The organism is Aquimarina mytili (assembly GCF_016735115.1).
GTDB classification, from domain to species: Bacteria; Bacteroidota; Bacteroidia; order Flavobacteriales; family Flavobacteriaceae; genus Aquimarina; species Aquimarina mytili.
The window spans coordinates 690,426-715,000 of sequence record NZ_JAERQJ010000001.1 but is presented as its reverse complement, the minus strand read 5'-3'; the positions used below and the strand labels follow the sequence as shown (position 1 = coordinate 715,000).

Sequence of the window (24,575 nt, the reverse complement as noted above, 5' to 3'; positions counted from 1 at the left end):
AGACTTTTCAACGTCAACGGGTTCGGTCCTCCACTTTGGGTTAACAAAGCTTCAACCTGCCCAAGGGTAGATCACACGGTTTCGCGTCTACTACTACTAACTCAATCGCCCTATTCAGACTCGCTTTCGCTACGGATCCGTTGCTGAACAACTTAACCTCGCTAGTAAAAGTAACTCGTAGGCTCATTATGCAAAAGGCACGCCGTCACCCTAATGGGCTCCGACCGCTTGTAAGCGTATGGTTTCAGGATCTATTTCACTCCCTTATTCAGGGTTCTTTTCACCTTTCCCTCACGGTACTGGTTCACTATCGGTCTCTCAGGAGTATTTAGCCTTAACGGATGGTCCCGCCAAATTCATACAGGGTTACACGTGCCCCGCACTACTCAGGATACTACTAGAATTAATGATCTTTACTTATACCAGGCTATCACTGTCTATGGCTCCTCTTTCCAAAGGATTCTAATTCATTACACAATTCATATCGTAGTCCTACAACCCCCGCAATGCCGTAACATTACAGGTTTGGGCTAGTCCGCGTTCGCTCGCCACTACTAACGGAATCACTTTTGTTTTCTTCTCCTCCGGGTACTTAGATGTTTCAGTTCTCCGGGTTCGCCTCCTCGAAAGGATACTATATCTTCAATATAGTGGGTTGCCCCATTCGGATATCTGCGGATCAATCTGTATGTGCCAGTCCCCGCAGCTTTTCGCAGCTTATCACGTCCTTCATCGCCTCTGAGAGCCTAGGCATTCCCCATACGCCCTTAATTAGCTTATGTGTCTTTGCTTTAACTTGCTCTTTTTAACTCTCGATATAATAACAAAGTAACTAAGTTATTATATCGCTCTTTTTTTATCACATATTATTAATATGTGCTCGTATTTTTAAATCAATATGTCAATGAACGTTATGGCGAGTCGCAACTGACCTAAAATCAGTAACTACTCCCTGCAATAGCTCTTGAAATTAATATCTCAAGGCATTGCCCTGTGGAGAATACCGGAGTCGAACCGGTGACCTCCTGCGTGCAAGGCAGGCGCTCTAGCCAGCTGAGCTAATTCCCCGTCAATAAAGTTGGCAGTTGCCAGTTTATAGTTGACAGTAGCACAACTTCTAAAATTTCCTTTAGTATTTTAAATGAACTTTAAAATCTCAAATCTACAATCGTAAACCTGTAGTCTCAGGCAGACTCCCTTCGATAAACTCAGGATAAACTTCTCGTCTGTCTTTCGACTTGTAGTCTCAGGCAGACTCGAACTGCCGACCTCTACATTATCAGTGTAGCGCTCTAACCAGCTGAGCTATGAGACTGTCTTTTCTAGTAGTTAGTATATAGTAATTAGTAGTGAGTAGTAAAAAAACTCTATAATCTTTATACTCAATACTCAATACTACGTACTCAATACTAAATAAAATTAATCGACAGCTAAAAAACTAAAAACTTCAATACAAGATACATTCCATCGTATCATCTATCTCTAGAAAGGAGGTGTTCCAGCCGCACCTTCCGGTACGGCTACCTTGTTACGACTTAGCCCCAGTTACCAGTTTTACCCTAGGCCGCTCCTTACGGTGACGGACTTCAGGTACCCCCAGCTTCCATGGCTTGACGGGCGGTGTGTACAAGGCCCGGGAACGTATTCACCGGATCATGGCTGATATCCGATTACTAGCGATTCCAGCTTCACGGAGTCGAGTTGCAGACTCCGATCCGAACTGTGATAGGCTTTATAGATTCGCTCCTTGTCACCAAGTGGCTGCTCTCTGTACCTACCATTGTAGCACGTGTGTGGCCCAGGACGTAAGGGCCGTGATGATTTGACGTCATCCCCACCTTCCTCGCGGTTTGCACCGGCAGTCTTGCTAGAGTTCCCGACATTACTCGCTGGCAACTAACAACAGGGGTTGCGCTCGTTATAGGACTTAACCTGACACCTCACGGCACGAGCTGACGACAACCATGCAGCACCTTGTAATCTGTCCGAAGAAAACTCTATCTCTAAAGCTGTCAGACTACATTTAAGCCCTGGTAAGGTTCCTCGCGTATCATCGAATTAAACCACATGCTCCACCGCTTGTGCGGGCCCCCGTCAATTCCTTTGAGTTTCATTCTTGCGAACGTACTCCCCAGGTGGGTTACTTATCACTTTCGCTTAGCCACTCATCCCGAAAGACGAACAGCTAGTAACCATCGTTTACGGCGTGGACTACCAGGGTATCTAATCCTGTTCGCTACCCACGCTTTCGTCCCTTAGCGTCAATTAATTGTTAGTGATCTGCCTTCGCAATCGGTATTCTGTGTAATATCTATGCATTTCACCGCTACACTACACATTCTAACCACTTCACAATAATTCAAGACTTGCAGTATCAATGGCAATTTTCCGGTTGAGCCGAAAACTTTCACCACTGACTTACAAACCCGCCTACGGACCCTTTAAACCCAATGATTCCGGATAACGCTTGGATCCTCCGTATTACCGCGGCTGCTGGCACGGAGTTAGCCGATCCTTATTCGTAGAGTACCGTCAGACCGGTATACATACCGGGGTTTCTTCCTCTATAAAAGTAGTTTACAACCCATAGGGCAGTCTTCCTACACGCGGCATGGCTGGATCAGAGTTGCCTCCATTGTCCAATATTCCTCACTGCTGCCTCCCGTAGGAGTCTGGTCCGTGTCTCAGTACCAGTGTGGGGGATCTCCCTCTCAGGACCCCTATCTATCGTAGCCTTGGTATGCCGTTACCATACCAACTAGCTAATAGAACGCATAGCCATCTTTTACCAATAAATCTTTAATCAATCAACGATGCCGTTAATTGATACTATGGAGCATTAATCCAAATTTCTCTGGGCTATTCTCCAGTAAAAGGTAGGTTCTATACGCGTTACGCACCCGTGCGCCGGTCGTCAGCAAGATTGCAAGCAATCTCCTGTTACCCCTCGACTTGCATGTGTTAAGCCTGCCGCTAGCGTTCATCCTGAGCCAGGATCAAACTCTTCATCGTTTGTTCTTAAATATTATTCGAAAACAATACAACGGAATTATAATCGTATCTCTTTGATGTCTCTAGTTTCTTATTCTTAATGTAATAACTATACTAATATAGTTAATACGCGCTGTCAATCAATATGTCTATGAACTTTCTTAGCCGAAATCACCACTACTAATAGTGACTCAAACTACTCGTTTTTACCTAAGGAATCGAACCCTAAAAAGTTAATCGCTTAACCCCAATCCAATCTAATTTTTTATCCTATGAACTTCGCTTATCTCTCAAAGCGGGTGCAAATATACAACCCCTTTTTTAACCACCAAAACTTTTTTGAAATAATTTGAAAAAAAGTTTTTTTACTCGTGAAATCCAATATAAAACCTTAATGAACTTAGCAAAATCTGTTTTGATTTTGAGCGTGCAAANTTGATGTCTCTAGTTTCTTATTCTTAATGTAATAACTATACTAATATAGTTAATACGCGCTGTCAATCAATATGTCTATGAACTTTCTTAGCCGAAATCACCACTACTAATAGTGACTCAAACTACTCGTTATTACCTAAGGAATCGAACCCTAAAAAGTTAATCGCTTAACCCCAATCCAATCTAATTTTTTACCCTATGAACTTCGCTTATCTCTCAAAGCGGGTGCAAATATACAACCCCTTTTTTAACCACCAAAACTTTTTTGAAATAATTTGAAAAAAAGTTTCCCAGAAAAAATAAAGCCCCAAAATCCTCAATGAACTCGCAAAAAGAACCCCCTTTTTGCGGGTGCAAACATAACACCTTTTTATAAACCAACAACACCTTTTACAATCTTTTTTTAAACCTTTTTACAACTAACTGATACACCATGACTTAAAATTAGAAAAAAACTTTAATCGCACTTATGCTTTCTCGACTTGAACAATAATAGATTTACTAATCGGCGTATGACTTTTATCTGCAAAATGGTTATACGGTACCAAAACATTAGTTTCAGGGAAGTATGAAGCTAAATTACCTTCTGGTATATTATAAGGTATCACTAAAAAATTATTAGCTTTTCTTTTTGTATCATCATAGATGCTAATGAGATTTACAACATCCAGTTTCTTTAAAGAGTATTTTTTCATGTCTTTCAAATTCATAAATACTACTCTTCTTTCATTATATACTCCTCTGTACCGATCATCTAATCCATAAATTGTAGTATTAAATTGATCGTGAGATCTAATCGTCATTAATATAAACTCATTTTCTTTGGTATTATGCTTTGGTAAATCACAAAGACTAAATTGTGCCTTTTGGTCTGGAAGTTTACTGAAGTCTAAATCTCTTACATTATTAGGAAGATAAAAACCTGATCCTTTCGACCTATTATTTATATCATTAAACCCCTTTATCACGTGTTCAATTTTTTGTCTTATTAAATCATAATCCTGACTTAAGCTTTTCCATGGTACAGAATGACTTCCTTTAAAATAAGTCTCAGCAATCTCTCCAATAATTTCCGGTTCGCTTTTCAAATGTTCTGAAGCTGGTTTTAACAGTCCTTTAGATTGGTGCACCTTACCCATACTGTTTTCTACTGTAAAGAACCTATGACTACCATTTTTCACATCCATTTCGGAACGTCCTAATGTAGGTAAAATTAATGCTGTTTTACCCGTTACCAGATGTGTTCTATTAAGTTTGGTACTTACATTAACTGTTAAATCGCAATTTTGAAGCGCCCGACCTGTATACTCGGTATCTGAAGCAGCAGATAAGAAGTTGCCTCCTAAAGCAATAAACACTTTGGCTTTTTTATCATACATTGCTTTTATTGCATGCACTGTATCTAATCCTTCTTTATTTGGAGGAGCAAAACCAAAAGTATTCTCTATAGATGTATTTAATGCTGGAGAAACATGATGCATAATACCGACTGTTCGATCACCTTGCACATTACTATGACCACGTACCGGACAGGTTCCTGCTCCAGGTTTTCCTAAACTCCCTTTGAGTAATAATAAATTGACACACTCTTTTATGTTTTCAACACCATTTTTATGTTGTGTCAACCCCATAGCCCAACAAATAATAATTTTATCATTATTTGCCAATAGCTGTACCGCTTCATCAATCCTTTTGGCATCAACACCCGATAGTTTTAGTAGCTCTTCTTCTGAATACTGATCTAAATCTCTTACTACTTCTTTATAACCATTAGTATATTTCGCTATAAAATCATGATCAAAAACATCTTGTTTTTCTTGATCTAATGTTGCTAGTCGTTTTATGATCAATTTTAAAAGTGGAACATCTTGATTTATTTTAACCTGTAAATGCACATCAGTTAACGATGTCCCGGATGCTAATACTCCTTTTACCTCTTGTGGGTTTTTGAATCTAATCAAACCTGCTTCTTCAAGAGGATTTATACTAATAATCTTACCACCGTTTTCTTTACATTTTTGCAATGCGGATAACATTCTGGGGTGATTAGTCCCCGGGTTTTGCCCCATTACCACCACCACTTGGGCAAGATCAAAATCTTCGAGTTTAACAGAACCCTTACCAATACCGAGTGTTTCATTTAATGCCACACCACTGGACTCGTGGCACATATTAGAACAATCTGGCATATTATTGGTACCGAAGGCTCTAACGAATAATCCATATAGAAATGCCGCCTCATTACTAGATCTACCAGATGTATAAAATATTGCTTCATCAGGTGATTTGAGTTTATGCAGCTCATCAGCGATTAATTGATAAGCCTGTTGCCATGCAATTGGCTCATAGTAGATACTATCAGGTTTTAAAATCATTGGCTCTATTAATCGCCCACTTTTTCCAATTTGATAATCTGACCATCTGGATAATTCTTCAACAGAATGTTTTGCAAAGAACTCTCTATCCACCTTGCTATTTGTTGCTTCTTCGGCTATTGCTTTTACTCCATTCTCGCAATACTCACCTAACTTTGACGGTTTTTCGGGGTCTGGCCATGCACAACCCGGACAATCGAATCCATTTTTTTGATTCATTTGAGAAAGGGTACGCACAGATTTTACCACTCCCATTTCTTTAAATGCGTGCTTAATCGCCACTTTAACAGCTGGCAACCCCGCTGCATAGTCTGCCGGTTTTTTAAGGGTAATACCTGTAAAATCTTCTGGCCCTAGAACCGATATATTTCTTTTTTTGATATTGCTCATTCGTATAAGGTAATCATGAAGGGTATCAAAGGTACATCTAAATGTTGAATTTTATTTAGTATTTGCACCAGGGATAGTAGTGGAAATCCCACAACATAAACCTTGTATAACATCAGGAATTTAACCAAAATAGTGAGGAATTGAAACGGATAGCCCGCCCGGGTGCCCTATAAGAAGAAGTTCCACACCAAACCAAAACGCAGTACGGCATCGCGAGTAGCATAACCTGGAGCCGAAAACTCTTGGTTTTGACTAAAAGCCTCTCCAATATTTTCTACTTTAAAAAAGATACGTGTTTGTCTAACTTTGGCGTTAAAAAATATATCAAACTGGGGAAACCCTCCTATTTCTTCATCATTTTGCACATAAAACTCTGAAAGCACAGGATCATACGCATCTCCATTATACGCTGTAAAGTATTTTAACGTTACACCAGCTTGCATAAACAGCGCATTTTTCTTAAAAAAATGATCTTGGAAATAGAGGCTGTTTCTTGTAATGATCTCCGGTACATTATACACCTGTTCCCCGCCCTGCACATTTTGATACATTACCGTATTATCGAGTCCTAATTTCCAGAATTTGATTCCTTGAGTCAGCTTCACCTTTAACAAATCAATCGTTTGTCCAAATTGAACGGGCGTGATAACATCATTGACATCTTTTTGAAAAAATGTATAATTATCAATACTAGAATAACTAGCTTCTATCTCGGCTATTTTTTTTGCTTTGATATTGACCTGAACTTTTTGAGTTTCTGTATTAGAAAAATCATTTTGCCAATTGTAATTAATATAATCACTTTGATATAAGAGAAAATTATAATTTGGTGCGACGGAATTAGCACTGATTTTTACTTGTGCTTCGTATTTATCATACAAACTAAATCCTGCTCCTGCGTTAAAATAATTACCTGTAAAATCTCCCGAAACCAAAGACATACCATCAGCAAACAAAGAAAACCCTTTATAGTTATTGTAGTACTCTCCTCCAACGGAATATACATCTCCCTTGATACGATTTGTTATGTTAGTTTGCACACCAGCATCATTAACTTGAGATAATAAGGTATTGTAACCGTAGTTATAGTTAGTACTACCACCAATAATTTTTAAACGTCCTAACCATGTATTGACAACATCAATAAATACTTGGTTACTAAAATCCTCTAGAGCCACATTGTCTGCAATGGCTCCCGACACATAAGCTTCTCCTAAAAGATTATCTGGAGCTATGGCCGTTTGATCATACTTAAATCTTTTATCCGTAAGATCCATAATATGTCCAATCGATACTCCTGTATCGGTACTATCTGTTTTTTTAATCAATGCAAATTGATGATCTAAATAAAACCTTTTTCCCAGCAGTTCACTCTCTGCATCTTCAAAATTAACAGATATCGCTCCCCTATCTACAAACTCATCTTCATCTGCAACAAACTGCCCTCTTCCTAAATATTGATCAATCCCTTCTTCAGATAGACCTCCATTTTCTTCATTGAGTAAATCTTGAGATACAAAATGTGATTTCATTTTGTATCGTTTGTTTTTGGTAAAATACGTAAGTGTAGCTCTAAAGTTACCTGTACTTGTTAATGCATGTTGATATTTACCTAAAGAACGTACTCCTTTATATGCAATAGAAAGATTAATTCTGGGCGACGTATTTACGGTAAAAAAAGCATCTAACTGTTGTCCTTGTTCAAAGGTAGTTTTAAAATACAGTTCGGTAAGCGGTGTCGGAACCTGATAATAGTTGATATCCTCAGCTTCCATAAAATTGAAATGGCGAGCTCTTGCTCCGAAAAGCGGTAATAAGTGTGCTTTCTCTTCGCGTTTAGCTAGACTATTATAGGTTTGTCCAACATTATGAATAGGCAGCAACTCAAAATCATCTCTTCGCAAATAATTAAACTTATAATCTTTTTGAATAGTTAGTGTTGTATCTAAATACGTTGTATCATTTTCTATGTTGATAATCTTATATTCTGTAACAGGAGGTTTCTTTTCTTTATCTTTCTTAGCTTCTGCAGCTATTTCTCTCAAAGACTTCTTAGATTTCTGATCATCTTCTCTACTCAATGTAGGATTGTTCTGATTGATTTCTTGAGGGTTTCTATCCTGGGCAAAAATCACAGAGACAAACAGAAGCGCAATTATAATTATTAAGTTTTTTCTCATTAGCATACAAAACTGTGGCAAAAATATACTTTTTTAGCGAAAGTAAATGACCTTGATTGTTTGTTTAAAATACTTTATCCTTTTGAATCGGTTAAACTTTTCTTCTTTACGACAGAAAACATCAATATGGTTATTTTTTATACCTAAATAACGAGAAAATATATCAAGTGTGACTTTTTAATCTTCTATATCATTCTTGAAAGTCATACTAAGCCTATTAAAGCTTTGAACCAAACAGTAGGATTATCAAGGAATACACAAAAACACGTATATGAACAGTTAAAAAAACAGGCTTTTAGTGTATAAAAATTTCCTGTATATAAATTTGTTATTCCTGCTCTTAAATTTATGATCCTGCATACAATCTTATTGTTCCTGTATTATTTTATTATTTTCCTGTAGCATACTATTGATTTCCTGCATTTAATTATAATATTCCTGCAATACAGGAGTATTAAATATATATACAGGAATATTTTTTTATTATGCAGGAATATAAAAATTATATGCAGGAGTTATATTTTTTATGCAGGAGTTATACATGATTATGTAGGAAATACATTTTATTTTACAGGAATAGTAAATCAGGGTTATTAAAGAAATATATTGACTTGGGTTTGTCTTATTTTTTATATCGGATAATTTTTAAATACTATTTTTTTGGTATCAATAGTGTCTATTCCTAAAAATAGTTTTCCGAAATTATATCCATAACGTATATTCGTATAATGCTTACATTAAAATTAAACCCTGACCTTATCGAGTGCGGCACAGACGAAGCCGGACGAGGTTGCCTTGCTGGTCCTGTTACGGCAGCAGCTATTATTCTTCCTGATGATTTTAGTAACAAAATCTTAAATGACTCCAAACAACTTAGTGAAACCAAAAGAAAATCTCTTAAACCTCTACTAGAAGACTGTTCTATATCCTATGGTGTTACACATATTTTTATGGAAGAAATTGACAAGATTAATATCCTAAACGCTTCTATCCTTGCCATGCAAAGAGCAATTGAACAGTTAAAACCGCAGCCCGAGCATATTATTGTAGACGGAAACAAATTTAAACCATATCATAATATACCACATACATGCGTTATAAAAGGGGACGGAAAATATTTGAATATAGCAGCTGCATCAGTTTTAGCAAAAACCTATAGAGATGAGTTTATGGAAAAGATTCATGAGGAGTTCCCGATGTATAATTGGAAAAAAAACAAAGGGTACCCTACAGCGGAGCACAGAGATGCTATTCGTAAATATGGTATCACCAAATATCATCGGAAAAGCTTTAGATTACTTCCTGAACAACTTACACTAGATCTGAAATAGTTATATATTTGAAGCCGAAGAGATAAATAAACAAATATATTCGAAATATATTTCGATCATTAAATAAGACTTTATATTTTGCAAACCATAAGACCCAAATCTTTAACTAATACGATTAAATACAGCAACGCAAAAGGCATTCAGATGATGAAAAAAATAATTGCAATTTTTTTAGTTTTTATTGCTATTTCTTGTGACGACATCAAAGAAAAACCTAATACTTTAATCGATTATATCCCCAGAGATTCGCAAATCATTATAAAAATTAATGATCTTGAAGGAGCAAAAAGCAAATTAAGAGACAATGGTATTATTAAAAACAATGATCATATACAATTATTTGATTACTTTAAGAATCTAACCGTTATCAATGAAACAAAACAACCTGAAGGTTTGTTGTGTTTTTCGCCTCTGGGAAAAAACAGTTTCGAATACACGTATATTTCAAAATTTGATCCTTCTCTTATCCAAACTGACTCGTTAAACACAAAACAAATTGAAACGATAAATTATTCTGAAAAAACTATTTATAAAATCTCATCTAAAGGGTCTTCCTTTTTTGCTACACAACAAGACAGCATCCTTATTGCTTCTTCTTCTCAGATCTTAATTGAAAATGCGATTAGAGTAAATGCCAATCCACTTCCGATAGACAAAGATTTGCAAAAAGCATATGACGTTTCTGGTCTTGACAATACTATATCTTTACTAATAAATGGAAAAAAGTTAAAAAACATTCATGATTCTTTTTTACCGAAAAATGAATTAAAAGATCTTCATAATTTTAGTGGATGGTCATCATTAGATGCTACTGTAGAACAAAATGCAATCTATTTAGATGGTATTGCGATAGAGAAAGATTCACTTTCGAGCACCATTGGCATTTTTGATAGTACTATACCACAAGAAAATAGAATTGCAAAAGTTACTCCTATTAGTTCAAAAGGATTTATCTCATTTACTTATGATGATTTTGAAACCCTTAAAAAGAACTTATCTGAAGCACAGGAGCGTGAATTAGAAGATGTTCCTGATAATCTCGATGAAATATTATCTGGAGTTTCGGAAATAGGAATGATTTTTTTAGAGAAAGAAAATGTATTGGCTTTAAATTCTTTAGATCCGGAAACTGCCATTAAAAGTTTAGGAGAGAACAAAATAGAAACATATAGAAACACCCCTATATATAAATATGACAGTCCTTTATCTTTTTCACAAATTCTAACTCCACTAATAAAAGATATTGATGCATCTTTCTATTTTGTGCACAATGAATTTATTGTTTTTGGATCATCAAGAAATGTACTTAGAGATATTATTGCCAATATCCTGAATCAAACATTACTGAACCAACAAGAATACTACAAAAATACAATCAAGGATTTATCAGATGAATCTTCTATTTTAATTGTAGGTAACATCAAGAACCTCAAAGAATATATTTCTAAAAACACCCAGGAAAAATACACATCACAATGGGATAGTTTACATTATAAAGGGTATCAAGCGGCCATACTTCAGGTAATAAAAGAAAATGATTTTGCTCACATACACGGCGTGCTACAAAAAAGTCTTACCAAGGGTAGTGCAACTTCAGTAACGCAAGTTGCTTCAACCACACTTGAAAATAAAGTGTTAAACAAACCTATTTTGGTAAAAAATCATAGAACCAAAGGAATGGATATTGCGATACAGGATATCGAAAACAACCTGTATTTAATCTCTGATAAAGGATCCATTTTCTGGAAAAAACAAATTGATGGTGAAATATTAGGAGACATACAACAAATAGACATCTACAAAAATGGCAGATACCAATTATTGTTCAATACGGCAAACACCTTATATCTGGTAGATCGAGATGGCAAAGATGTTACTCCTTATCCGAAAAAATTCAACAATACCATTACTCAACCTCTAGCCTTGTTTGATTATGATAAGAGTAAGCGATACCGTATCGTAATTACTCAAGGGAATCAATTAAAAATGCTTAATGCTGAGGGTGAAATTGTAACCGGTTTTGGATTTAAAGGAACTGAAACTGATATTACTTTACCACCTAAGCATATAAGAATAGGAACGAAGGACTACATCTTGTTGCCAGAAAAAAGTGGAAAACTAAACATCATAGATCGATTAGGTAGGGATAGAGTAACTGTAAAAAACAATGTTAACTTTTCGAAAAATGAATGGTATCAATACCAGGATAAGTTTACATCAACTACCAAAGACGGAAAATTAATCCAAGTTCAAGAAGATGGCAACGCTGTAACTCAAAATCTGAAGTTGGATGAAAATAACCGAATCGTAACCACTAATAAAACTTTAGTTACTTTATCAGAAAATAAACTTTCTATAAAAGGTAGAACTCTAGAATTGGATTTTGGCGTGTATACAGAACCCAAACTTTATTACATAAACAATAAAATATACATTACTGTAACAGATATTCAGGCCAAAAAAGTATATCTGTATGATAGTAATGCTGAATTATTTCCAAATTTCCCAGTATACGGAAACTCTGTACTAAGTTTAGGTAATATGGATAAAGATCCTAACTTAGAATTCGTAGTTCAAGGAGAAGATAACAGCATTCTGATTTATCAAATCAATTAACCGTAAACCCCTTACAATAAGGTTTATACATAAAAAATAACAGTTCAAACTCCTTTCAAAATTAGGGGTTTACCCCTTTTTATTACACCACAAACCTTTTAATATTGCACCAGTATTATCAAAAATGCATTACAAACTGTATTAAGGTTTCTGATATTTTATCATTCCCTGTTTAGAAATCTTCAACAATAAGTACACTAGGATACTCCCAAATAATTTTTCTTCCCCAAAGAAAATATTCAATCCCTTTTAACATAGCGATCAATAGATCTGTACAAGGTTCTTGTATTGTGAACCTTATATACCAAAAACTTTGAATCGATTCGATGGGGTGATATGCCGAAAAACCCGATTACAAAAAGAGTAGGCAAAACTAAAACTACACGATTATGAAAAACAAATTCTTAAAACCTAAAACATTAATCACCACTATGCTGATGGGGCTGTCACTTGCATTTACAAGTTGCGAAAAGGAAAAAGAAATTACAGCCGAAGAGGCTTTACAGCCTGTAGTCGATATTAAAAGTGATATCACAGAAAAAGCATATCCCGAAAAAACAGGAGAACTCATTGATGTCTCATTTCTAGGTGGGACAGCAACGGTAGAAGATTTTGGAGATCATTATATTTTTGAAGGCGATATTATATTATCTCCCGATGATCTAAATCAAAAAAGTACCGGTAGAACAAAAAAATTCTGGCCAAATTGTACTGTATACTATACTATAGAAAACAGTCTTCCTAACAAAGCGAGGGTATATAATGCCATTGCTCACTGGGAAGAGTATAGTAATTTGAGATTTGTAAAGCGTACCAACCAAACGGCCTATGTGAATTTCAGAAAAGGATCTGGATGCTCATCAGCCGTAGGACGCACAGGAGGTAAACAAAATATCAATTTAGCTAATGGATGTTCTACTGGAAACACGATTCACGAGATAGGACATGCAATTGGTTTATGGCATGAGCAAAGTAGAAAAGATAGAAATAACTATGTAACTATCAATTTTGGTAATATTGAATCTGGTAAATCTCATAATTTCAAAACCTATATTCAGCGTGGTATGGATGGAACAGAATATACCAGCACATTAGATTTTGGAAGCATTATGATGTATGGTCCATATGCATTTTCGAAAAATGGAAAACCTACAATCACCAAAAAGAATGGTAGCACATATTCTGTACAAAGAAATGCATTATCATGGGGGGATCGAATAGGAGCTTCAAAAATGTACCCATACAAACCTTGTGGTACGCAAGATTGTATTCCTTTCAACCCAAATAACCTTAGGGTAGTTAGAAATTCTCTAGGTACCTACTCTATTGCCGATGGTAGTCATTATGTTTTCTCGGCACCTAACTATACTGAAGCCAAGAGGATTATTTATATCGTACAACGTTATGGATTCACAAAATCCTGTTTTGTAAAACGTCCAAACCCTTCATTTAAATATCAGTTGGTAGGCAATAGTGCTTCTAATGTACAACCCGTTGCTAGTGAAGATATTATTAGATTTGATCCCGGTAATATCGACGTACAAAAAATTGGAGGAAGATGGAAAATTGTCGATGGTAACCATTGGATATTTGATTTTGGAAACAGCGAAGCTGAAGCCAGAAAAGCTTTATGTCTTATTCTTAGATACAAATTTACTGGCGTAGGATATGTAGGACGTCCGGGTGCTTCTTTACAATATATGGTTAAATAATAAAGTAACTCAATTCAAAAAAAGGCCGCTCATGTAGCGGCTTTTTTTATATCGCTACTTTTTCACACATACTAAAAGGCTTTTTTTAAAGAACTGCTTATAATAATTACATTAACATTTTATTAAGAGTTTTAACATTTGGTGTTAAACATTGTTTTATTGACACTAAACTGTGACATAAGGAGTTGTTAAGTTTATGATATAAACTTACAAACACAAACTCAATTATGAAAACAAGTATTTTAAACAAAATACTAATGCTCACTTTTTTACTGGTGAGCATGAGTATACATGCCCAACTATGGAGCCCCATGTCTCTCAGTAAATCTCAAGACAAAGAGAAAGAATTTAGAAAAACTACTCCGAATAAATATCAATTATTTGACTTAAACACTACAGCATTAACTTCTATTTTAAATAACACTCCTTCTAGAGCTCAGCAAAAAAGCTCTAGTGTTATCATGGAGCTTCCTACGGCTAATGGTGTATTGAAAAAATTTAGAATCCTGGAGGCTTCCATTATGGAAGAAGACCTTGCAAGACAATTTCCAAGTATCAAATCCTTTGTTGGTTATGGGATTGATGATCCTACGGCGGTTGCCAGATTTAGTGTATCAAAAATCGGTCTCCACGCCATGATAACTTCGGGAAACCATAAAACTATTTATATCGACCCATATACAAAAGATAAAGGAAGCTATATTTGTTATTCAAAAGCGGATTTACCCGCTAATCCAGATACTTTTGAATGTCTGGTTGAAGATAATTTTAAATCCAATTTTTCTGAACAACAACTTCCCGCGATAAGAAATGCAAACGATGGTAAATTAAGAACATTCAGACTTGCTATTGCTTGTACAGGAGAGTATTCTCAATTTCACTTAAACAATCAAGGGATCAGTTCTGGAGCTTCGGATCAAGTAAAAAAAGAAGCTGTACTTTCTGCTGTTAATATAACAATGACTCGAGTTAATGGCATTTTTGAAAGAGATTTAGCTTTAACTATGGTCCTCGTAAATAACAATACAGATATCATCTTTTTAAATCCTAATACAGACAACCTTAGCAATAGTAATGCTGGTGCTTTGATTAATGAAAGTCAAACAGTTTGTGACCAATTTATAGGTCGTAATAATTATGATATAGGTCATGCTTTTAGTACTGGAGGGGGTGGATTGGCACAACTTAGGTCTCCTTGTACAAATTCTAAAGCTAGAGGAATTACCGGAAGCGGTCGGCCAATTGGAGACTCGTATGATGTAGATTATGTTGCTCACGAGATGGGACATCAATACGGAGGAAATCACACTCAAAATAATAGCTGTCAAAGATCCAGTGCATCTGTAGAACCAGGTAGTGCATCTACCATAATGGGATATGCGGGTATCTGTTCTCCAAATGTTCAAAATAATAGCGACGCTTATTTTCACGCTATAAGTATCCAGGAAATGTGGCAGAATATTTCTCAAGGAAATAGCCGATGCGGTGCCCAAAGCAATACAGGTAACTCTGCTCCTACGGCTAATGCTGGACAAGATTTTACGATTCCAGCATCAACACCATTTGTTTTGAAAGGTGTTGGATCAGATGCCAATTCAGGAGATTCACTTACATATTGCTGGGAACAAATGGACACGCAACCTGCAACAATGCCACCATCTTCTACTTCAACTGGAGGACCAGCGTTTAGATCATTAACTCCAACATCATCACCTGACAGATATATGCCTGCATTATCAACGGTTAAAGCAGGTCAAACTGCTTCTACCTGGGAGGTTGTTCCATCTGTAAGCAGAACTATGAATTTTAGATTAACTGTTAGAGATAATGCATCTGGTGGCGCTAGTACTGCTAGTGATAATACAAGAATTACAGTTGCGGGTGCTGCAGGACCTTTTGTTGTAAATGCACCTAACACAAATGTTAGCTGGGCGGCGGGATCAACACAAACAGTAACATGGAATGTTGCCGGAACCACCGGCAATGGCGTTAATGCAGCTAATGTAGACATATTATTATCTACCGATGGAGGAGATACATATCCTATTACAATAGTATCGGCAGTAACCAATGACGGTGCTCAAAACATTACCGTACCCAATGCAGTAGGTACTCAAAACAGAATTATGGTTAGAGGATCTGGTCATATTTTTTATGACATCTCTAATACAAACTTCGAAATTACTCCTGGTACCGGTGGAGATACGCAAGCGCCAACTGAACCTGGTAGCTTAGCGACTTCGAACATCACTCAATCAACAATCGACCTTAATTGGAATGCTTCTACAGATAACGTAGGAGTTACAGGGTATGACATCTATCAGGGAAATGCTATAATTACAACAGTAACAACAACCTCTTACCAAGTTACTGGGTTAACACCAAATACAGCGTATAGTTTTAGAGTAAAAGCTAAAGATGCTGCCGGTAATGAGTCTGATTTTAGTAATACTGCCAATGCGACTACATTATCTCAAACAGATACTCAAGCACCGACCGCTCCAAATGGATTAGTAGCTTCTAATGTTACACAAACTACGGCTGACCTTAACTGGAATGCGTCTACAGATAATGTAGGGGTTACTGGGTATGATGTATATCAAGGCACCAATGTGATCGCAACTACAACAAACACTTCATACCAAGTTACTGGATTATCTCCAAATACTAATTATAGTTTTAGTGTTAGAGCTGAAGATGCTGCTGGTAATGAATCAAATGCCAGTAATGTTGTTAATATTACCACTGAACCCTCTGGAGGTGATACGTGTATTGGAGGGATTTCTTCGTTCCCGTATACAGAAGGGTTTGAAAATACATTTGGATCATGGACACAAGATTCGACAAATGATTTTGATTGGACGATAGACGCTAACGGAACCCCATCTAGAAATACAGGACCCTCTAGTGCTGCACAAGGAACATATTATGCGTATATGGAATCTTCTAGACCAAATTTCCCATCAAAAAGAGCTATTCTAAACTCTCCATGTTTTGATCTAAGTACTGCTACTACTGCTAGTTTTACATTTCAATATCATATGTATGGTGCTGCAAACATGGGAAGCCTTGCACTAGAAGCTAGCACAGATAATGGTAATACCTGGGCCGCAATTTGGTCGAAATCTGGAAACCAAGGAAACTCCTGGCAATCTGCAAACATTGATTTAAGTGCGTATGCAGGTACTTCTGTACAACTACGCTTTAATGGTTTTACTGGTAGTACGTGGCAAGGAGATATGGCAATAGACAATCTGCGTCTTAGTAGATCAGGCGGACCATCTACATGTACAGATGTTGTATTAACTCTTAATTTTGATGATTACCCACAAGAAACAAGCTGGCAGATTATTGATAGCAGCAACCAAGTGATTGCATCTGGAGGAACATATGGTTCTCAACCGGATGGATCAACATTAACGATTACAGAATGTTTAGATCCTGGAACGTATACTTTTACGCTTAATGATAGTTATGGCGACGGAATGTGTTGCGGATATGGTAATGGATCTTATTCTCTTGTATCTGGAGGTACTACTATAGCTTCAGGGGGTGCATTTGGCTCTTCTGAAACCACAACTTTTACCATTGGAACTTCTACTAAAGGGATAGTAATTGAAAGTGTTACCACTACAGAACCGTTACGAATCTCTATTTCACCTAATCCAGTTGGGAATGATGAATTGTTAACGGTTACCATTTCTAAAAAAGATACTCCATATGAAATTGTTAATTTGCTTGGACAAACTGTAATGAGAGGTAAAATAACTCATAAGACAATAAATACGAGCGCATTACAAAAGGGTATGTATATTCTAAATCTTAATCCAGGTGGAGGAGATAAATACAAATCAATGCGATTTATTAAAGAATAATAATCGCAAATTATAAACTAATCAACTAGCGATGCATCTTTTCAATGTATCGCTAGTTTTTTATAACTTAATTTTTTCCTTAATCTTTGTAACACGGTGTGTAACCTTATCTAATTGAAATGACAGATCAATAGTGATTTCATTTTCCGATTTTCGAAATATAAGGTTTCCACGTTTAACTTTATAATATCCAGCCTCACCTCTACAAAAACATTGTTTTCCGAAAAGCATATTCACCTGAGATAGTTGTTCGTTTTTTATATGCAAACTCTCAACATTTTCATTAACCTCAAAATGTATAGTTTCTGAATAATCCCCATCAGCTGTGCCTTCTGGACCTTTTTTTGAAAATTCGAATACGATAATAATGTTATTTCCTGTTTCAATTACAGGATAATAACTATCCGTTATATCTTTTTTAAGGGTTAGAGAAGAATTTTTATGAATTCTGACATCGCATTTTCCAGCTTCAGGACACAAATCAATGTTTTGAATATCTGAAATAATCGCTGATCCTGGTGAAGAAGTAGTTTTACATGCATGTATGAGCATGAGCGGAATCAAAAAGGTATATAATTTCATCTATATAGATCACTAACTCCAAAAAAATGGAAGGTTATGAAATTAAAACCTAAGAATTTCTTTTTTAGTATTAGAAATACTAAGCTTCTGTTTTTTGTTTGCTAAGTTCGGCTTCAAAAAGCACTTTAAAATGCTTCAATAATTTTTCTTTTACCTCATCTATATTTACAGTTTCAACACCAAGCTCAACATTTAACGACGTCACTGCTTTTCCTTTAATTCCACAAGGTATTATATTGTCAAAATAGCCTAAATCTGCATTGATATTTAACGCAAAACCATGCATAGTAACCCAACGACTAGCTCGTACACCCATAGCGCAAATTTTACGCGCAAACGGAGTACCTACATCTAACCAAACCCCTGTTTCGCCATCGCTTCTCGTAGCACTTATACCATACTCGGCCAACGTAAGAATAACCATTTCTTCGAGAAAGCGAAGATACTTATGAATATCGGTAAAGAAATTATCAAGATCAAGAATAGGATACCCTACAATCTGACCAGGGCCATGATAGGTGATATCACCTCCTCGGTTTATTTTATAAAAAGTGGCCCCTTTTTCTTTTAATTGATCTTCAGACAACAAAAGATTACTCATATCTCCACTTTTACCCAAGGTATATACATGTGGATGTTCAACAAAAAGAAAATAATTAGGTGTTGCTAACCCAGCATCTTCTCGTCGGTTTTTGACTTTTATATCTAAAATTTCTTTGAATAATTTTTCCTGATACTCCCAGGTTTCTTTGTAGTCCTTATGTCCTAATTCTTGTATTTCGATCTTCTTATTCATCGATACAAATATACAATGAACATAATAGATTCTTTGTTAGATTTATTTTGAAATTTTATTTCTCTGGATTATTTAATATGACCAAAGCTGCTATTACCCCGGGAACCCATCCACAGATAGTTAATAATAACACTATAAGTACAGAACCACAGCCTTTATCAAGTATTGATAATGGCGGAAAAAAAATAGCAAGTAAAACTCTCCAAAAACTCATAAATCTGATAAAAATAAATTAAAACGTTATACTTATTGGTAGCCTAACTTATTATTCTGTTACAGTTTTATTAAATTAATCTTTATATTTCTTGTTTCTTTTTGAGTATGAAATTATTATCCATAGTATATAGCATCTTTTTTACACTCCCGTTTGGAGGCTTTGCACAACATCATTTTTCTGGATATGTAGATAAAACAAACTGGCCAGAAGATGTCTATTTATCACTTGTTGAAGATTACAGGAAAATTTCAGGAATTTATCCCGAGCAGATTATTCAAAAAGCAACTCCAGATTCTACCGGATATTTTACGTTTTCTGGGGATCACCTTCCTTCTAATAATCATATATATAGAATCCATGTTGATAATTGCTCTAAAGCCCACGAAAACAAAGCGCATTTAAACGGATTTTGTTCTGACAGCAAAGAATTACTTTTTATAGCAAACAATAGGGATTCACTTTCGTTTCCATTTTCATTTGATAAAGAAATGTTTTGCAAAATCGTTTCAAGCAATGAAAAAAACAATGGTTTTATCAAAATTGATTCAATTATTGACGAAATGCGTTTTGCATTTGGAAATTATCGCAGTAAGGCCAATCGAAAAATAAACTCTAATAGATGGCTGAATGTTTTGCAACAATTTGGAAAAAACCTTAATGAACCCCTAGTAGAATTATACATATACGCATTCTTATCGAATAAAACGAATGATTTATATAATCACTACCTAGAAGACCTTAAAACCAACAACTACTACGATCAACTCTTAGAAAGACTACAAGAGAAATATCCCAATAGTACATATACTAAACAGTATGAAATCGAATTGGCCTCAGATAAATTTTTACTTGATCCCGAGGCAACCCAAAAACAACCATGGTTATGGATCATATTAATGTTATTGCTGATTTCTGTGCTTCTTAATATTTTGCAATGGATACTCCAGAAAAGAAAAAGAAAACCCATTTGGATTTCAGAAACAAAACTCACCCAACAGGAACAAAAAATACTAGCTCTCATCCTCGAAGATAAAACCAATAAAGAGATTGCTTCTTCAATGTTTGTAAGTGTCAGCACAGTAAAAACACATATCAATAATCTTTACAAAAAACTAGGAACAACGTCTAGAAACGAAGTTAAATCGCTATATATCAAATAGAAAATAAAAATCCACCCCCGGGTCTAGTCCCTATTTCAAACCTCTTCTCAGCGTTTTTTTGCGGTTAAAATTTCAATTTTGATACCGGTCATTCGAATTGAGTGATCTATAGACTAAATTTTAATAATCTAAAAAATCAAATCAATGAAAACAGGTATTTTAATTACAGTAGCAGGAGCTTTTTTAATGACAATAGTATCGTGTAAGAACGACGCAACTCAAAAAATAAAAACCGAGAACGTAGAGATTGCTGCAAAACGAGATGCTAAGAGTACAGAGCTTCCTATAATGACATTCTCTATAACAGATCATGATTTTGGAGTCATTAACGAAGGAGATATTGTAGAACACTCCTTTACTTTTACCAACACTGGTAAAACACCATTATTAATAGTTAGTGCAAAAGGTAGCTGCGGTTGCACCGTTCCAGAATGGCCTAAAGAACCTATTGCACCAGGTGCATCGGGAACCTTGCTCGTTTCGTTCAATTCTAACGGAAAGCCTAATATGCAAAATAAGCAAGTTACAATCACTACGAACACCAAAAAAGGTAAAGAGATTCTTAAAATTAAAGCAATGGTTACACCCAAAAATAAAGTAAAAGCGTAACCTATTGAAGATGGATAAGGTATTGACGTATTGTATTATCTTATCCATCTTAAAACAATTCGAATACGACAAAACGTTAATGAATTTTGCTGATAATGAAGAAATACGGTTCAAAATTAAAGAATTGAGAAAAGCAGCAAATCGAGGAGAAATTTTTTAAGCAGACTTTTCTTTAAATTCTCTAAATAGGCTACTTTTGTGCCTTTAAAAAGGCAGCATTATGCAATTATCAGAACAAGAACTTGTAAGAAGAGAGAAATTAAATTCTTTACGTGAGCTCGGTATTAATCCATATCCAGCAGCATTATACCCAATAGATCATACTTCAGAGAAGATAAAAAATGAATATGAAGAAGGCAAAAAAGTAATTATTGCCGGTAGATTAATGTCGCGTCGTATACAAGGTAAAGCTTCTTTTGCTGAACTACAAGATGCTGATGGTCGTGTGCAAGTATATTTTAATCGAGATGAAATTTGTACTAGCGAAGACAAAACCCAATATAATGAAGTCTACAAGAAATTACTGGATATTGGTGATTTTATTGGTGTCGAAGGTGAGCTTTTCACCACTCAGGTAGGTGAAAAAACGGTAATGGTGAAAGATTTTACGATACTTAGTAAGTCTTTAAAACCCTTACCACTTCCAAAAACTGATAAAGAAGGAAATACATTCGACGAATTCAATGATCCCGAATTGCGTTATAGACAACGATACGCCGATTTGGTTGTAAACCCTCATGTTAAAGAGGTTTTTGTAAAAAGAACCAAATTGTTTAATGCTATGCGTGAGTTCTTTAATGATCGTGGATATTTTGAAGTAGAAACTCCTATACTGCAACCCATCCCCGGTGGAGCAGCGGCGCGTCCATTTATTACGCACCACAATTCATTAGACATACCATTATATATGCGTATAGCTAACGAGTTGTACCTAAAAAGATTAATAGTTGGTGGTTTTGATGGTGTATATGAATTTTCTAAAAACTTCAGAAATGAAGGAATGGATCGTACGCACAATCCTGAATTTACGGCAATGGAAATCTATGTAGCCTACAAAGATTACAATTGGATGATGGATTTCTGCGAGCAATTATTAGAATATTGTGCTATAGCTGTTAATGGAACTACCAAAGCTACTTTTGGAGAACATGAAGTTGATTTCAAAGCGCCGTACGCAAGAGTAACTATGGCTGATTCTATTAAGCATTTTACAGGTTTTGATATTACAGATAAATCTGAAGATGAAATACGGGATGCCGCTAAAGACATGGGCATAGAGGTAGACCATACCATGGGTAAAGGAAAACTTATCGATGAGATCTTTGGTGAAAAATGTGAAGGAAACTACATCCAACCTACTTTTATTACTGACTATCCGAAAGAGATGAGTCCTTTATGCAAAGAACATAGAGACAATCCAGAACTAACAGAACGTTTTGAACTTATGGTATGTGGTAAGGAGATTGCCAATGCCTATTCTGAACTTAATGATCCTATTGATCAAAGAGAGCGTTTTGAAGATCAATTAAAACTAGGTGAAAAAGGAGATGACGAAGCTATGTTTATCGATCAGGATTTCTTAAGAGCACTGGAGTACGGGATGCCACCTACTTCTGGTATGGGAATTGGGATGGATCGTTTGATTATGTATTTAACCAATAATCAGTCTATACAAGAAGTATTGTTTTTCCCGCAAATGCGACCAGAAAAAAAACAGGTTGAACTTAAAGACAACGAAAAAGCAATTTTCGAAATTCTTAAAAAAGAAAAAAGCATAACGCTTACCGATCTCAAAAATGCAGCTGGTTTAAGCAATAAAGCATGGGACAAAGGTATGAAAGGCCTTTCTAAATTAGGGTTAACCAAAGTTACCAAAACCGAAGACAACCTAATTGTAGAAATCACAGACTAAATCTATAGGACAAAGACACAAAAATAAAACGCAACCCTACCGGTTGCGTTTTTCCCCTAAAAAATAAATTCTAATACTACCGAAGTTATATTTACTGCGGTTTCAGATTGTCTATATCAAAGATATTCCTGTACAGCTATACCAATGTTACCTGTCAATTAAATAAACTTTAAGTATTTCAAATATCCCTATCTAATTGCTAATCAATTTTTAGTATTATGTATACTAATTATATGCTAAGTGCACCAAACTCTTGAAGTTTTATAAGAATCTCCTATATTTGAGTGTTCAAAAAAACTAACAACCATGGCATTTATCACAGACGAAGAACTACAAGACCTTAAGGATCAAATATATAAAGCCGAAGAAGCTACACAAAGCGCTAAATATCTTAGCGAAAAAGCAGTTAAAGATGAAAAGGAGAACTCCAGGAAGTTTAAGATTGCAACAATTATCCTAGGGATCCTGGCAGTATTAGGAATTGCCGGAACAGTATATTTCATGAACTTTGGTACAACAGGCATGATTTCTGAAAAAGATCATAAATCAGAATTAGAAATCCTTGAGAATAAAATTGCTGAACTGGAAGTTACACTTCAAAATGTATCGATGAATCAAGAATTAGATGCTGATACCGGAGAGTCTGCTGGTTCTATTGAAGGCGAATTGGTATATGCAGTACAAATAGGAGCTTTCGAAGAAAAAAATCTATCGATGTACTCGGATAACTTTGTCAATTTTAAAGAAATCAAAAGTGAAGGATATAATAAATATGCTTTAGGAAATTTTGAAACCCTCGCAGAAGCCAAACGTTTTCGTAGAGAGTTGGTGAAACTTGGTTTTAGAAATGCGTTTATCGGATCTTATCAAAATGGAAAACGAATAAAAATCGAAGAAGCCTGGTAATCGTTTAAAAATAATAAGTGGGTAGTATAGAAATCACGAACTTCTAGAAACTACCCACTCATCACAAACTAACTATCAACTACACATTAACCACAATGTATTTTCTTCCTGATCTTTTGTAATATACCCCTCTATAGGTATAATATTTTACTCCTCTTACTTTTACAACACGATATCCTCTTGGCAAAGTCGTAACTCGTACACCTACCGGAGCGGCAATAGTTCTATATCCTCTATTTTGTTTAACATACCAGGTTCCATTACTTCTATAGTATCTTACATTATTATGCACAACAATCTTTGGATGATGTAACTTTGTAACCACAACTCCACGAGCAGGTCGCACCCTAACTGTTGTAGCACAAGATGTAGTAAAAAAAGAAAGTAATATAATCGGAATAAGTAATTTCAATATTGTCTTCATATCTCTAGTTTTTTTGTTTTCTATATGATATAAGACTTCAGTATTTGATAAAGGTTTAATTTGA

The 24,575-nt window shown here is 35.5% G+C and carries 15 protein-coding genes, 2 tRNA genes and 2 rRNA genes (1 of these 19 only partly in view); 9 read left to right on the top strand and 10 right to left on the bottom strand.

The window, feature by feature from the left end; all coding sequences use genetic code 11:
• The 6 genes from JJQ60_RS03130 to JJQ60_RS03105 all read right to left on the bottom strand — a co-directional run.
• Positions 1-782, bottom strand: a 23S ribosomal RNA gene (locus JJQ60_RS03130); it reaches 2,038 nt to the left of the window's first position.
• A gap of 212 nt (positions 783-994) precedes the next feature.
• Positions 995-1,068: transfer RNA gene (locus tag JJQ60_RS03125), tRNA-Ala, on the bottom strand.
• Positions 1,069-1,241: 173 nt separating this feature from the next.
• Positions 1,242-1,315: transfer RNA gene (locus JJQ60_RS03120), tRNA-Ile, on the bottom strand.
• A gap of 171 nt (positions 1,316-1,486) precedes the next feature.
• A 16S ribosomal RNA gene (locus JJQ60_RS03115) occupies positions 1,487-3,012 on the bottom strand.
• Together the 16S and 23S rRNA genes with 2 tRNA genes alongside form the textbook arrangement of a ribosomal RNA operon.
• Positions 3,013-3,893: 881 nt before the next feature.
• Positions 3,894-6,191: an FdhF/YdeP family oxidoreductase gene (locus tag JJQ60_RS03110; protein WP_201916525.1), complete on the bottom strand. Its 2,298-nt coding sequence runs from the start codon at positions 6,189-6,191 to the stop codon at positions 3,894-3,896.
• 167 nt (positions 6,192-6,358) lie between these two features.
• Complete coding sequence (locus JJQ60_RS03105) at positions 6,359-8,371, bottom strand: putative porin (protein ID WP_201916523.1); 2,013 nt, start codon at positions 8,369-8,371, stop codon at positions 6,359-6,361.
• Between the two features lie 728 nt (positions 8,372-9,099).
• Here JJQ60_RS03105 and JJQ60_RS03100 point away from each other — a divergent pair.
• The 4 genes from JJQ60_RS03100 to JJQ60_RS03085 all read left to right on the top strand — a co-directional run bounded on the left by JJQ60_RS03100 (position 9,100) and on the right by JJQ60_RS03085 (position 17,905).
• Positions 9,100-9,702, top strand: coding sequence for a ribonuclease HII (locus tag JJQ60_RS03100; RefSeq protein WP_201916521.1), 603 nt, complete (start codon positions 9,100-9,102; stop codon positions 9,700-9,702).
• Between the two features lie 144 nt (positions 9,703-9,846).
• Positions 9,847-12,318, top strand: coding sequence for a ribonuclease HII (locus JJQ60_RS03095; protein WP_201916519.1), 2,472 nt, complete (start codon positions 9,847-9,849; stop codon positions 12,316-12,318).
• A gap of 389 nt (positions 12,319-12,707) precedes the next feature.
• Positions 12,708-14,030 (top strand): M12 family metallopeptidase, encoded by a 1,323-nt coding sequence (locus JJQ60_RS03090; protein WP_201916517.1) that lies wholly within the window; start codon positions 12,708-12,710, stop codon positions 14,028-14,030.
• A gap of 227 nt (positions 14,031-14,257) precedes the next feature.
• Positions 14,258-17,905: a reprolysin-like metallopeptidase gene (locus JJQ60_RS03085; protein ID WP_201916515.1), complete on the top strand. Its 3,648-nt coding sequence runs from the start codon at positions 14,258-14,260 to the stop codon at positions 17,903-17,905.
• 60 nt (positions 17,906-17,965) lie between these two features.
• On the opposite strand, the gene JJQ60_RS03080 is transcribed toward JJQ60_RS03085, so the two are convergent.
• The 3 genes from JJQ60_RS03080 to JJQ60_RS03070 form a co-directional block, all read right to left on the bottom strand.
• Entirely contained in the window at positions 17,966-18,487 is a 522-nt protein-coding gene (locus JJQ60_RS03080) for a hypothetical protein (RefSeq protein ID WP_201916513.1), read from the bottom strand.
• 79 nt (positions 18,488-18,566) lie between these two features.
• The gene (gene lipB / locus JJQ60_RS03075; RefSeq protein WP_201916511.1) at positions 18,567-19,283 is read right to left on the bottom strand and encodes a lipoyl(octanoyl) transferase LipB; all 717 of its coding nucleotides are present in this window, start codon (positions 19,281-19,283) and stop codon (positions 18,567-18,569) included.
• Positions 19,284-19,338: 55 nt separating this feature from the next.
• Complete coding sequence (locus JJQ60_RS03070) at positions 19,339-19,497, bottom strand: YqaE/Pmp3 family membrane protein (RefSeq protein ID WP_201916509.1); 159 nt, start codon at positions 19,495-19,497, stop codon at positions 19,339-19,341.
• A 107-nt stretch (positions 19,498-19,604) separates the two neighbouring features.
• On the opposite strand from JJQ60_RS03070, the gene JJQ60_RS03065 reads away from it, so the two are divergent.
• The 5 genes from JJQ60_RS03065 (at position 19,605) to JJQ60_RS03045 (ending at position 24,087) form a co-directional block, all read left to right on the top strand.
• Positions 19,605-20,660, top strand: coding sequence for a response regulator transcription factor (locus JJQ60_RS03065; RefSeq protein ID WP_201916507.1), 1,056 nt, complete (start codon positions 19,605-19,607; stop codon positions 20,658-20,660).
• A gap of 144 nt (positions 20,661-20,804) precedes the next feature.
• On the top strand, positions 20,805-21,269 hold the full coding sequence (locus JJQ60_RS03060) for a DUF1573 domain-containing protein (RefSeq protein WP_201916505.1): 465 nt from the start codon (positions 20,805-20,807) through the stop codon (positions 21,267-21,269).
• A 10-nt stretch (positions 21,270-21,279) separates the two neighbouring features.
• Positions 21,280-21,429: a hypothetical protein gene (locus tag JJQ60_RS03055; protein WP_201916503.1), complete on the top strand. Its 150-nt coding sequence runs from the start codon at positions 21,280-21,282 to the stop codon at positions 21,427-21,429.
• A 60-nt stretch (positions 21,430-21,489) separates the two neighbouring features.
• The gene (gene lysS, locus JJQ60_RS03050; RefSeq protein WP_201916501.1) at positions 21,490-23,181 is read left to right on the top strand and encodes a lysine--tRNA ligase; all 1,692 of its coding nucleotides are present in this window, start codon (positions 21,490-21,492) and stop codon (positions 23,179-23,181) included.
• A gap of 306 nt (positions 23,182-23,487) precedes the next feature.
• On the top strand, positions 23,488-24,087 hold the full coding sequence (locus JJQ60_RS03045; protein ID WP_201916499.1) for an SPOR domain-containing protein: 600 nt from the start codon (positions 23,488-23,490) through the stop codon (positions 24,085-24,087).
• Positions 24,088-24,166: 79 nt separating this feature from the next.
• Here the strand turns inward: JJQ60_RS03045 and JJQ60_RS03040 are convergent, their stop codons facing one another.
• Positions 24,167-24,511 (bottom strand): DUF6515 family protein, encoded by a 345-nt coding sequence (locus JJQ60_RS03040; RefSeq protein WP_201916497.1) that lies wholly within the window; start codon positions 24,509-24,511, stop codon positions 24,167-24,169.
• Between the last annotated feature and the right edge of the window lie 64 nt (positions 24,512-24,575).